Annotated in this window: 11 protein-coding genes; 6 read left to right on the forward strand and 5 right to left on the reverse strand. The window is 57.4% G+C overall.

Annotated elements, in window-relative coordinates; translation table 11 throughout:
* The first annotated feature begins 207 nt into the window (after positions 1–207).
* The 3 genes from ACUVSA_RS04605 to ACUVSA_RS04615 all read left to right on the forward strand — a co-directional run bounded on the left by ACUVSA_RS04605 (position 208) and on the right by ACUVSA_RS04615 (position 4183).
* Complete coding sequence (locus ACUVSA_RS04605) at positions 208–2034, forward strand: ATP-binding protein (RefSeq protein WP_445891029.1); 1827 nt, start codon at positions 208–210, stop codon at positions 2032–2034.
* Between the two features lie 291 nt (positions 2035–2325).
* The gene (locus ACUVSA_RS04610) at positions 2326–3726 is read left to right on the forward strand and encodes a sigma-54-dependent transcriptional regulator (RefSeq protein WP_445893952.1); all 1401 of its coding nucleotides are present in this window, start codon (positions 2326–2328) and stop codon (positions 3724–3726) included.
* 214 nt (positions 3727–3940) lie between these two features.
* Complete coding sequence (locus tag ACUVSA_RS04615) at positions 3941–4183, forward strand: Rrf2 family transcriptional regulator (protein WP_445891715.1); 243 nt, start codon at positions 3941–3943, stop codon at positions 4181–4183.
* 401 nt (positions 4184–4584) lie between these two features.
* Here ACUVSA_RS04615 and ACUVSA_RS04620 read toward each other — a convergent pair whose 3' ends face one another.
* Both ACUVSA_RS04620 and sat read right to left on the reverse strand, forming a co-directional pair.
* Positions 4585–4884: a DUF6955 family protein gene (locus ACUVSA_RS04620; protein WP_445891716.1), complete on the reverse strand. Its 300-nt coding sequence runs from the start codon at positions 4882–4884 to the stop codon at positions 4585–4587.
* 14 nt (positions 4885–4898) lie between these two features.
* A complete protein-coding gene (gene sat / locus ACUVSA_RS04625) occupies positions 4899–6158 on the reverse strand; it encodes a sulfate adenylyltransferase (RefSeq protein WP_445893953.1) in 1260 nt (419 codons plus the stop codon).
* Between the two features lie 801 nt (positions 6159–6959).
* Here sat and ACUVSA_RS04630 point away from each other — a divergent pair.
* Positions 6960–7202 (forward strand): hypothetical protein, encoded by a 243-nt coding sequence (locus tag ACUVSA_RS04630; protein WP_445893954.1) that lies wholly within the window; start codon positions 6960–6962, stop codon positions 7200–7202.
* A gap of 1 nt (position 7203) precedes the next feature.
* Here the strand turns inward: ACUVSA_RS04630 and ACUVSA_RS04635 are convergent, their stop codons facing one another.
* Entirely contained in the window at positions 7204–8085 is an 882-nt protein-coding gene (locus tag ACUVSA_RS04635) for a hypothetical protein (protein WP_445893955.1), read from the reverse strand.
* Between the two features lie 173 nt (positions 8086–8258).
* Between ACUVSA_RS04635 and ACUVSA_RS04640 the strand changes: the two genes are divergently transcribed.
* A complete protein-coding gene (locus ACUVSA_RS04640; RefSeq protein WP_445893956.1) occupies positions 8259–8942 on the forward strand; it encodes a metal-dependent hydrolase in 684 nt (227 codons plus the stop codon).
* Positions 8943–9545: 603 nt separating this feature from the next.
* Positions 9546–9818: an RNA recognition motif domain-containing protein gene (locus ACUVSA_RS04645; RefSeq protein ID WP_445891721.1), complete on the forward strand. Its 273-nt coding sequence runs from the start codon at positions 9546–9548 to the stop codon at positions 9816–9818.
* A 61-nt stretch (positions 9819–9879) separates the two neighbouring features.
* Here ACUVSA_RS04645 and ACUVSA_RS04650 read toward each other — a convergent pair whose 3' ends face one another.
* Positions 9880–11094 carry a pyridoxal phosphate-dependent aminotransferase gene (locus tag ACUVSA_RS04650; RefSeq protein ID WP_445893986.1) on the reverse strand — a complete coding sequence of 405 codons (1215 nt, stop codon included), beginning with the start codon at positions 11092–11094 and terminating at the stop codon, positions 9880–9882.
* An 8-nt stretch (positions 11095–11102) separates the two neighbouring features.
* Positions 11103–12527 carry an FAD-binding oxidoreductase gene (locus ACUVSA_RS04655; protein ID WP_445893957.1) on the reverse strand — a complete coding sequence of 475 codons (1425 nt, stop codon included), beginning with the start codon at positions 12525–12527 and terminating at the stop codon, positions 11103–11105.
* Positions 12528–12815 lie beyond the last annotated feature (288 nt).

Genomic DNA, 12815 nt, shown 5'->3' on the forward strand with positions numbered 1-12815 from the left:
TCTCAAGAGCCTCTCCAAAAACGGCTTTTTGGGGTCGTTTTCCTTCTATCCTGTAGGAGCGGCGCAAGCCGCGACTCCTTATCGCGCCTCGCGGCGCTCCTACTGAGTCCAACGAAAACAGCCTTGAAAAGCCATTTTCTGGGACCCTCCTAGGGGCAAGAGTTTTGCCCTTGGAGGCAAGAACACCAGATGCAGAAAGGGCTCTCCATGAAACCGCCGAGACGTCGCGTCTTGACCATGGATTCGCTCTGGCTTTCTCCATGGTTGATTCTGGGTGCCGTGGGGCTGCTAGCCGTGATTCTGATTGTAGTGGCTTTTCGGAACGCCGATCGCGAACGGCGGTTCACGGAAATGTTACTTTCCGCTCAGGCCCACACGCTCATGGAATCCCTCGAGGCCGGGACGCGAACGGGTTTGATGGGCCGCATGGCATGGGGGCGCAACCAATTGCAGATGCTGATGGAACAAACAGCCCAGGAGCCTTCGGTCCTATACATTCGTCTTGTGGACCGCGCAGGACGAGTCGTCGCGTCCAGTCATGCCGAAGAGATCGGTCAGGTGCTTCTCCCCGCTCAGGCTGCAGAGATTTCCGGGCATGCTTACACCGACTTTCATGGCAAAAGGGCTTTTGAAGTGATTCGGCCATATCAACCGTGGGCAAGGTGTGCCGGCACACCCCGCAATCCTTGTAATACAGAAAACGGTCCGCGGTATGGTCCGGGTACGGGGTGGCCGCCGGTGGGTTTAGGCCAGGATCCTTTTCCCGGTGCCGGTCCGTTGCGGTTTGTGTTGGGCTTGGATGCCACTCCCCTTTGGGAAGCCATGCGCCAGGACATGATGCATCATGCCCTCCTTCTGGCCATCCTGTTCGCTCTTGGCGCGACGGGGCTGATCGCCCTCTTTTGGGCCCATGGATATCGTCTGGCTCGAAAGTCGCTGAGAACGATGGAAGTGATGACGGAAGCCATTTTTTCCCGCATGCCCGTAGGTCTCGTGGCCACGGACCAGCAAGGTGTCATTCGCCGAACCAATCCTGCCGCAGAGCGGCTTCTGGGTCCGCATGCCGAACCCGGGCGCACCCTCAAGGACTTTCCCGCCTTGGAAAACCTGCGGCAACGCCTGGAAAAGGGTGAGGATCCCATTGAAGACAATGTCCAATGTGAAGTGGGCGGGACCATGCCCAAGCCTTTGCTCATTCACGCCACAGGAATTCACAACTTCGAAAAAACCCCTTCGGGTTTTGCCTTTCTGCTGTCAGATATGACCGCTGTGCGTACGCTGGAAGAAAAACTTCGCCGCCACGAACGTCTGGCCGCCCTGGGAAAGCTTGCCTCGGGAGTAGCCCACGAAATCCGAAATCCCTTGAGCTCCATTAAGGGATTTGCGGCGATTCTTGCCCGCAAGGCGGCCGACGATCCATCGGCCCAAGAAGTGGCCCGGACCATGACCCACGAAGTGGACCGCCTCAACCGTGTCATCTCGGAACTGCTGGAATTCGCTCGCCCTGCCGAAGTGCACCCAAGGCCTGTGCAACTTCGAGACATCATCGAACATAGCATAAAACTCGTGGAAAGAGATGCGGAACATGCAGGCGTGCAACTCTCCGTGGATCTTTCCCCGCCCAATCTTCAGGCCGTGGTGGATGCAGACCGTTTTTCGCAGGTCCTTCTGAACCTTTACTTGAACGCCATCCAAGCCATGGACCTGGGTGGAAAACTGAGCGTGCGTGCCGCCACGGCGCAGGGAATCCTGCGGGTGGAGGTGGAAGATACCGGGCCGGGCATCGCTCCTGAAGTCCTGGGACATGTCTTTGATCCTTACTTCACCACGAAACCCAATGGTGTGGGTTTGGGGCTGGCCATCGTGCATAAGATTGTGGAGGCGCACGGCGGCGACATTGCGGTGGACCAATCCGATGCTCATGGAACCCGCTTCGTCATTCGCATCCCTCAAGACGGGGCGGACCTTTCCCCTCGAATGCCAAAGGCCGCGGGTTTCAGCCGGACGTTGGGTCATGAAGGCCGAGAAGCTTAAGTGCCGCAGATGCAGGAGCCTGTTCGCCGATGGTTTAGCCGCGTCTGTTCTGCTTGAAACTGTAAGAGCGGCGCAAGTCGCGACCCCAACCCAACGATGGGTTGATGGTCATTGCGAAAATGTTCCGTGGCTCGGGGCACTTTTCGGGTTTATGGCCGCTGTCTCAGCTTTCATGCGGGACCCGGCACGCCCACGTGGGTCCGTCGCATACAAGGATACTCAGGGCTTCACGGATCTGGAATGTCGGGCAGAGAAACACCGCCTTACCGACAAGGGAGATGAATCATTGTCATGACAATAGAAGGGCTTCCGCATATTCTCGTCGTGGATGACGATCCAGCCCATCGCCTCATGCTCACCACCCTTCTTGCGGACTGGGGGTATCACGTGCTCGAGGCGGACGGGGGCCTTGTGGCCGTGCACAGGGTGCAGGAGCAACCCTTGGATGCGGTGATTATGGACGTGCGCATGCCCGATATGGACGGCATTGAAGCCACACGCCGCATCCACCAATACAATCCCGCGCTGCCGGTGATTGTGCTCACAGCCTTTTCTTCCGTCCCCTCCGCCGTGGAAGCCATCAAAGCCGGAGCCTACGATTATCTTACCAAACCTCTGGATTTCGACGCGCTACGCCTCGCCTTGTACCGCGCTCTGGAACACACGAAGCTGCGCGCCGAAAACCAGGAACTGAGGGAACAGCTCGCCCGATTGCGCTTGCCGGAAATCATCGGCAAAACCGCTTCCATGGAACGTCTTGTGGAACTGCTGGCTTTGGTGGCGCCCAGCGAAGCCACGGTGCTCATCACCGGCGAGAGCGGCACAGGCAAAGGTATGGTGGCTCGAGCCATCCATGCCAACAGCCGCCGCAGCCAAGGGCCGCTCGTGGAAGTCAACTGCGCCGCCATTCCCGAAAACCTTTTGGAAACCGAGCTCTTCGGCCACGACAATGGAGCCTTTACCGGCGCGGACAAGGCCCGTCGCGGGCGGTTCGCTCAAGCGGACGGCGGCACCATTTTCCTGGATGAGGTGGGGGAACTGTCCCTGCCCATGCAGGCAAAACTACTGCGCGTGCTTCAGGACGGCCACATTCAAAGGGTGGGCAGCGATCAGGCCATAACTGTGGATGTCAGGATTCTGGCGGCCACCAACAGGGACTTGCAGCGCATGACACAAGAGGGTGCTTTTCGCGAAGACCTCTACTACCGGCTCAACGTGGTCACCATCGAGGTTCCACCTCTTCGGGAACGTAAGGACGACATCCCCCTTCTTGTGGAGCATTTCCTTAAAACCTTCACAGCAAAAAACAAAAGAACGGTTCGAGGCATCACACCCCGTGCCATGGACCTTTTGGTCAAATACGATTGGCCTGGAAACGTCAGGGAACTGGAAAACGTCATTGAACGCGCCGTGATTCTGCTTCGGGGTGAGTATCTCACCGAAGCGGAGCTCCCGCTGCATCTGCAGCGGGCCGCACCTTCTGCCCCTTCACCGTTCGAAGGCAGAGGCTCCTTGGAAGAATTCGAGCCTTCCTCGTCCATGACGCTGGCGGAGATGGAAAAGCGTCTTATTGAGAAGGTGTTGATTGAGACAGGGGGGAACAAGAGCGAAGCGGCTCGGCGCCTGGGAATCACCCGGCGAACCTTAAAGCTCAAACTCAAAAAATACGCTGAAGACTCCGCCTCCTCGTGATTCCGCTCTTTGAAACATCTCTTGATTTCTTTGCCTACGATAGGGTATGCATCAGCTGAAAGAACGATGGCATGAGGTGGCTCACGAGGCGTTCCATGGAAAGGCTCATGCGAGACCCCGACGAGTGCCGCACGGCGCCATGGTGGGTCGCGGTGTGCGTCGTTCCTGAAAGGTAAGTTGTCGAATGAGCCCTTAGGAAAAAGGAGGGCGCACCATGGTCAGCCTATCGACACGCAGCCGTTACGGAACCCGTTTTCTGATGGCCCTCGCGAGGCACTCGAGTAAAACACCCATGCAGATTGCCGATGTAGCCATGGATCAATGGATTTCTGTGAAATACCTGGAACAAATCGCTCTTGTCCTCACCAATGTTCCCGAGCTTCGCGGTGCGCGACTCGATGGGTGTGGAAGGAGTTGTCCGAGACTCTTTTTGAAAAGCTGCGTTTTTGGACCTTGAAGGATCTTCTCCATCTGGAGGATATGCTGGTGGAACGGCAAGACGCCGCAGAGGGGGAGGACGAGAAGACCTTTTATTGTCCCTCCCTTCTTCACTTTCCTTTGTGACCGTATGCATCGCGATCACCCCCGGCAGCCTGTCTGACCATGCCCTTTGTGAAAGCGCTGCCCGCGCCGACTCTTTATGGCGCCCTGCGGTGCATCGACGCAGCGGATTGCCGACAACCTCTAAAAGCGATTATCGCACAGGCTGCGAGGACCGTATTCGAGAAGGAGGCACATTCAAAAGAAGGCGGCGGTCTCCAGCGGGAGCGTTGCGCCCCCGCAGGGACCGCCCGGCTGAAATGGAATGTGCGCCAAAATCTATTGAACGCACGAATTTTTGCGTGCCTTATCGGCCCATCAGTAGGCGCTCAAGAATTCGTCCAAAATGTCCACGGACTTCTTCTCCACCACCTTGTCAAAGATCTTGTCCTTGACGTGCCTCGGCAAAAGCTCGATGCTTTTGGTGGTCGCCGAATCGAACTTGGCGGTGGGAAACACCTTGAGGATCTTGTCCCTTTGCGCCGCGTTGGCATAAACACGGATGACCTTCATGCCGGCGAGCATTTCCTCGCACATGTGGGCCAATCCCGCGTCTTTAAGCTTTTCATAGCGTTCCTCATTGACCCAGATGTTGATGGGGTATTTTTCTTCGCTCATGACCTCACCTCCTATCAGCCCGCCAAGGGCGGAATGGTGAAAACGGGCGTCCTTTTTGCCAGATACTCCTCGGTGACGAACGGAGAGCCGAAGCCGTATTTTTCGGCGCATTCCATGACCAGATCAAAGACCTCCGGTCGGAAAATGAGTCGTGGCGGTTTGACGCCGTCTTCGACGATGCTGCGAATGAGCGTCCCGCTGAACTTTTGCCACTCGTTCTTGTGATTGCACAACCCTTCACTGGTGATTTCTCCGCAGTGAGGGCAGTAGAGCCAGTTCATGGAATAGACCGGTGTAATGCTCAACTCGTTCTGCACGGTCGCCAACAGGTGATGCGCATCGTAGGGGCCGTAGTAGGTTCCGACACCCGCGTGGTCACGGCCGTACATGTGGTGGGTCAGACCCAGATTGGTGCGCAAAGCCGCGTGAAAGACGGCTTCCTTGGGCCCGGCATAGCGCATGTCCCAAAAGGTTAGGGACGTCATGTGGTTATGGTCGCCAAAGTAGCCTGACTTGCGCAGTTCGTCTTGGGTCAAAATGATGGCTTCGTCAATGTAGTCGCCCTTGCGCTTTTCGCCGATGATGGCGTTGACCAACACGCCGACCAAGGGCTTTTCGATGGGCAATTCGGCATAGGCTTGAAACCAGGCCCCTTTCATGAGCCATTCGTGACCCGTGTGCGGCACGTTGCGAGTTTGATGCGCCACGATGCGTTGCCAGCCCTTTTCGCGAAAGCGCTTGCGCATCTCCAAGGGAGGAATGAAGTAAGGATCGAAGGGTGGGTTGATCTTGGGAGGAGTGACCAGGGTAATGTTGCCGCCCAAAAATTTGTCTTTGTAAGCGTAAGTTCGAGCGCATCCCGGGTGTTTGCTTTCGGCCGTTCCAAAAATGGACCGGCACATGGCTTCTTTGTCGTAGGAATAGATTTCGCTGATTTCAAAGATGGCCATGGGATTGCCGTGATATGTCAGACAGACTGTATCCCCTGCCTTAATCCCGTAGTCCGAAAGCTCTTGGTCCGACATGTCAAACAGAATGGGAATGCTCCAGATGGTGCCATCTTGAAGACGCATTCTTTTGACCACGGAATCCAAGTCTTCTCTTCCCATAAAGCCCGTCAAAGGGCAGAAAAACCCATAGGCGATACCGATCACTTCATTGGCAATCTGACTCCGGACCGGCACCTGTTTCAGTCCCCGCACTTTTGCAGGGGCTTCCTTAGGGTCCAGAATCCGTTCCACAATCTCTTTGCCGCCATGCCCGATTTCAGCCATGATACACCTCTCCTGTCTCGCCGTCCCGTCGGTTATGCCCTGCGTGGAAAAGGCAGGTCCCTCAGCCCAATCCAAATCGTTGATTACCACCCCCTTTCCTTGAGACATTGCGCCGTCGCCGGTCAGGCGACCTCAGCGCCATGAGCCCCTCTCAAAGCTCCTCGGCTCCGTGCCGAGCCCCTGCGGCTCTTCGTTGAGCTTTCAAAGGCCCGGAAGCCTGTTTGGATGGGGCCTTATCAAGGGCATCTATCTGCCCTATTTTCTCGAAGCGCCGCACGGCGAAGGCATCGTCGCGTGCGCCGCTCCTCTAAAGGCATCCTCAGCCAACAGGCCTCCAAGGGCCGTCAGCGAAAAGCCCTTAGGGGCGATACTTTGGCAAGTCATGCCTTCGGCATGAGGGCACCGCGGCCACAGCGCACAAGGCACTCGACAAAGAGCGCGAACATGGGCATAGATGACGTGATGGGGAAGGCGCAGGAGGTGCCCCCACACCCCATGTTTCCCAATGTGTTCTATTCTAGTTGTTTTTTTCTCAAACGGTCAACGGGCAAAACGGTTCATCGTGCACGGGGTGTCGCATGCAATGGTACGGCGTTGTGAAAGAGAGCAAGGGGAGGGAGACCATGTTTCTGAAGAAGGCGGAAATCTTTGTGGGGTGAGCCCGGAGTTCTTGGACCGGATTGCAGGGATGGCGGAGGAGGCACAGGTTCCGGAAGGGCATGTTTTCTTTCGAGCCGGCGAGCCGGCGGCGTTTCTCTATGTGTTGAAGGAGGGGCAAGTGGCTTTGACAACGGGGGCGCCGTGCCCATCACGTTCCCCATCGGTGAAGCCGGCGCCGTTTTTGGCTGGTCAGCCCTTGTGGAACCGCGCACCTACACGGCCACATGTGAAACCACCATGCCCTCCACGACCATTCGACTGGAGGGCGCCCAGCTTCTTCAGATTTTCGAGGAAAGTCCCAGAGACGGCTTGCTGGTGCTTCGTCGCCTGGCTCGCGTCATGGCGTCTCGTCTCAAGGCCAGCTACGAGCGTTTCGCCCGATGAATCAATCGCAGGCGTTCACTGTGCAGCTGCCGCCGGCCTCCATGGGAATCAAGAGTTCTTGGGAATCGAAACCCACCAGAGAACTTTCGAGAACGCTCAGGAGATACCCGGGAACGTCGGCGCCGGTCACGATGCGACCCTGATGCACCACGAAGGGGGCGGTGAGAAAACCTCGTTCCATACAAAAGGCATTGTTCGCCCGCACGACCGCTAGAGTGGACTTGAGGCACTTGAGGCGCTCGGGCCATCGAGTGCAGGTCTCGCGGTGCTCTTGCACCAACTTCCACACCGATGCCAAGCTCCAGGCCTCAGGGCACAAGCGCACGCGGTTTTTCACGGCCATTTTCTCAAGCATTTCCAGGACGCTGTGGCAATGGGTGCAAGTGGGTTCAAAAAAGAGATACAGCGCTTGCTCGTCCCCGCTCACGGTGGCAAAGGGTGATTCAGAGCAGGCGCAGACGCTGCGCGTCAAGGAAACAACGAGGAGAGCGGCGCCGAGGGTGGCCGCCGCAAGTCCCCAAGAGGCTTTTTTGGCCAAGGGAAGCATTTCCGGACCGGCCAGAAAAACCCAGAGCACGAACAGGGCCGTGTAGCCCAAGCAGGCGGGACAATAAAGATTCAGGAGCACTTGGGTGAGGACCAAGGCACACTCTGCAGCCATGCCCACGACCACGATGCCGCCCATGAGCATCCTGGCAAACCGATAGGCGCAGAGAAGGACTCCGGCATAGACGGCCCCCGCCCACCACAAAGCGTTTTTTTGCAGCGCCTGGCAGCTTATAGAATCGCACAGGGCTTTTCCGCCGCCAAGGGCATTGGCCAGGGCATAGGCGATGAGCAGGAAGCCAAGAATAGAAACAGCAGTCGGTCTTTTTCGCCACATGGTTTTGTCTCCAACGTCACGGCCCGAACCGATTCACGGCGCGCAGCAATCTTGTCAATCCTGTGCGTTTGTGTCAATCATGGTCGTTAAGACCGCTTGTATTCATTAATCAAATCGGAAGATTCTCGTGATGGCTTAAATCTATTGGAAGATCGTGGGCAAGGGAGGGTCCTATGAGTGTCAGCGTGACGTGGTACAGCCATGCCTGTGTCTTGATCGAATCAGAAGGAACCCATCTTCTGGTGGATCCGTTCTTGACGGGAAATCCTTTGGCCCCGGTGGGAGCCGACGAGGTTTCGGCCGACGTCATTTTTGTTTCCCATGGGCACGGGGACCATTTGGGAGATACGGTCGCCATTGCCAAGCGCACGGGAGCCCCGGTGATTTCCAATTTTGAAATCTCCAATTGGCTTGCCGCTCAGGGTTTGACGAAACTGCATCCGCACCACATTGGTGGCGGATCAAATCATCCATGGGGACGGGTCAAGCTGACCGTTGCCCACCATGGATCCGCTTTACCCGACGGATCCTATGGCGGCAATCCCTGCGGCTTTCTTTTCAGCGTCGGCGGTTCCAAAATCTATCATGCCTGCGACACGGGGCTCTTTTACGACATGGTCCTCATCGGCGAAGAAGGCCTCGACCTCGCCATTTTGCCCATAGGGGACAACTTCACTATGGGGCCAGACGATGCCCTGCGCGCCGTGAAGCTCCTGAAACCGTCCAAGGTTCTGCCCATTCACTATGACACCTTTGACATCATTCATCAGGACCCAGCGGCATGGAAGGACCGGGTGGAAAAGGAAACCTCCACCCATGTGGTGCTGCTCAAACCCGGCGAAACGCTATTGCTCTAGGTTTGTCCGAAAATGGCTTTTCTCGGGCGTTTTCGTTTCATTCTGTAGGAGCGCTAAAAGGCGCGATCAAGCATCGCGACTCGCGCCGCTCCTACTAAAGGCGTTCTCGGACAGACTCTCAGACCATAACCATGAACACGACAATGTGAAAGCATCGGCGCTTCAGACCGTTGCTGCGTGGTGGAGCGGCGTGAGCCGCGTTGAGGGGCCGGGCGGTCTCTTGTATCCGCGCGCACGCCGAGAATATGGCCCCTTGCGGCGCTTCCACAGATAAGAAATGCCCTGCGACGGCTTTTGGCTTTGTGCGATTGGGCCGCGGCATTTCATGAGCTGCAATGTGTAATATGTTTGACAGACGTTCGGTTCTGTGCGAAGCTTAACTACCATCCTGGCACGCCGAGGTCGTCAGGGGACCGTCGTGGACACACGTGCGATCCGTTTGTGCGCCCGCCACGAGTGGTTCTCTTCATTCCTGGTTCACCGCCGGTTTTTCCGGGATGCGACCAAGCGTCACCGAAGGTTCGGTGATGGGTCGGTCCTTCGTTCTCGTGGTTGGAAAGGATCGACCCTTGAGGCCATGAAACCACGCGCAAAGGACACTCTATGAATCTTTACGTCGGAAACCTCGCTTACAGTGTCACGGAAGACGATCTACGCGCCGCTTTTGCCAAGTATGGCGAAGTGAGCAGTGTGAACATCATTGTCGATCGTCAAACCGGACAATCCAAAGGCTTCGGCTTCGTGGAAATGCCGCAGAACGCCGACGCGGACAAGGCCATCAAGGCCCTTAACGGTGCGGACCTAAAGGGCCGCACCCTCAAGGTCAACCAGGCCAAACCGCGACCCAGCCGCCCTTCCCGCGGCCCGCGCTATTAAGCGCCGTTTTCCCGCCCGCCTTCGAACGCCTCGGTATGCCCACCGAGGCGTTTTCGCATGTTCAGGCCGTGTTTTGATCAAACCATTGGGCGAGCCGTTCCATAGCTTCGTCCAGTTCGGCTTCCGTGCCGCCGAAAGAGAGCCGCACATGGCCTTCGCCGCCAGGCCCAAAGGCGCTGCCGGGAATGGTAATGACGCGGGCTTCGTGAAGCAATCGAAGGGCTACGGTCATGGAATCGCCGATCTGAGGTGGAAACTGCACCATGACATAATAGGCCCCTTGCGGCCTGACATACGAGAGGCGAGGCGCCATGCGGTCCAGAAAGGCACACACCCTGTCTCGCCTGGCCTGAAGGGTTTGTCGAAAATGCGCCACGCATTCCTGAGGCCCTTCCAAGGCGGCGAGGGCCGCCACTTGAGACGGCGTCGGAGCACAAATGGCGGCGGCATCGTGTACCTTCATCACGTGATCGAGAATATCCGCTGGGGCCACCAGGGCTCCGACTCTCCAGCCGGTCATGGCGTATTTTTTGGAAAAGCTGAAAACCCCGATCACCTGACGCCGCAGTTCCGGCATGGACAGCACGCTCCAATAAGGTCTGCCGTCATAGGTGAGAAAGTCGTAAGTTTCATCGCAAAGAATGAAAAACCCGTGTTCCAAGGCCCACTGGGCCACCATCTGCAGATCCTCTTTGGCGAACACGGCACCGGTCGGGTTGTGGGGATGGCACAGAATGAGCGCCTTGGTCCGCGGGGATATGGCCTTTTGAAGCGCCTTCATGTCCAACTGCCATGTGTCGGGCTTGAGCGGAAAGAAGACCGGGCGCCCTTCGGCCAACAGCACTTGTTCGATATGGGAAGCGTAATTGGGTGACGGCAACAGCACTTCGTCGCCGGAATCCACCAGCGTGAGAATGCTGGCACACAACCCTTCCATGGCTCCCACAGTGATGCAGATTTCCGTTTCCGGATCGACCCACAGGCCCCGTTCGCGAACAAGCATGTCCGCAAAGGCTCTGCGAAGTGCCGGAAGCCCAGGGCCCAACGTATATTTTCCCGACCAGGCCGTATCCCTCAGATGCCGGCACACGGCTTCCACAATGTGCGCGGGTGTAGGAAACGAAGGAATACCCTGTCCCAAGGAGATGCAGTCAGGAACCTTTTGAGCCAGCAGCGGCATTTCCTTGATAGCCGACACGGCGATGTTTCGCACCCTTCGGCTGATCCCTTCGGTTCGATACCTCTTGCCTGCCGCTTCTAAGGCTGAACGCTCCAAAGCCACCCTTAAACCCTCCACGACGCATGGTTCCAAGGAAAAATCTTTCCGGGGTTCAAAATAAGGTTGGGATCGAACACCTTCTTGAGGGCCATCTGCAGGCGGATTAGTTCGCTGTCTTGTTCCAAGGCAAGGTAAGGCTGTTTGGCCACACCGACCCCATGTTCTCCGGAAATGGTCCCTCCACGCTTGAGCACCTCGGCGAGCAAGGCCCGCACGCCCTCTTCCACCCGTTCCGGCCGGCATTCCCGAGACGCCGTGATGTTCAAATGAATGTTTCCATCCCCGGCATGCCCGAAGCAGTAGATCCTGAGGTCAAATCGCCGTTCGATTTCCGGAATGCAGCGAATGAACCCGGCAATTTCTCCCAGAGGTACCACCGCGTCTTCTGGAACGTAAACGGCGGCGCTGTGTTCGATTCTGAGCGACACTTCGCGGCGCACAGCCCACATTTTCTCTCTTTTGGCGGCATCGGGAGCCATCAGCACCTCCCGGGCACCGTGCTCCAGGCACACCTCGCCCATGCGTTCGATTTCCCGCGCAATCACCTGAGGGTACCCGTCGGCTTCCACCAAAAGAAAGGATCCGGCATCATGGGCCTCCTGAAAAGGCAGGAGATCTCCCACCAGTTCCAGACAGCGTCGATCCAAGAATTCCAAAGCCGAGGGAACCAAGCCGGATGTGAGGATTCCCGAAACGGCGTTCATGGCCTGCGTCATGTCGGAAAAGAGCGCCACCAGAGTGGTCACGGCGGGCGGGTGAGGAATCAGCCGAAGGATCAATCGAGTGATGACTCCCAGCGTGCCCTCGCTGCCCACAATGAGTCGTGTCAGATCGTATCCGACGACACCTTTTCGCGTTCTGACCCCGGTGCGGATGAGAGAACCGTTGGGAAGCACCACGTGGAGCCCAAGGACGTAATCTCGAGTGACCCCATACTTGACACAGGAAGGACCACCTGCGTTGGTGGCGGCGTTGCCGCCGATGCTGCAGGTCTCAATGCTCGCGGGATCCGGCGGGTAGTAAAGGCCATGGGCTTTCGCGGCGCGTTTGAGTTCGGCGGTCACTACGCCCGGTTCCACCTCGGCCAGGAGATTTCGGGCATCAATGGTCACAATGTGATTCATGGCGGAAAGGTTCAGCACCACGCCCCCACAAACGGGACTGGCCCCGCCGGCCAGACCTGTACCCATCCCTCGGGGCGTGACCGGAAAACGATACCGGTCGGCCAGTTCCATGAGGCGCACCACGTCTTGTTCGCTGCGTGCCGTGACCACCGCCTCCGGATACCCTGGCGTATGGGAGGCATCCTGTGAGCATTGCGCCAATTTTTCCGGATCCGTGGAAACCAGATCTTGTCCCAGAACGTGCCGCAACGCCGCAAGAGCTTCTGAAGTCAACCGCCGAGGTGGATGATTTTTGAGGAGTTGCACTGAGTTTGTCCTTGACCGGCCCTGAAAAGGCCTTCCGCAAAGCCAGCCTCGGCAACAGAGGTGCCGGGCCAGCTTCTCCCGAATGCCTTCCACGGATGTCGGCAAAAAACCGCAGGGGCATTCACCTGCGGTCTTCTGATGCATCGGATGTGACCACTGAAACCGTGCGCAAGCGTCCCGCCCGCTTTTTCTGTGCGCGAAAGGCCCACGCTTCCTTGAAAATGCCCTCTTGGGGCACCTAACTCTGACGGACTATTCTCAGATCCATGGACCCGACCTGGCGGTTTT

This window comes from Desulfosoma sp. (genome assembly GCF_052743555.1).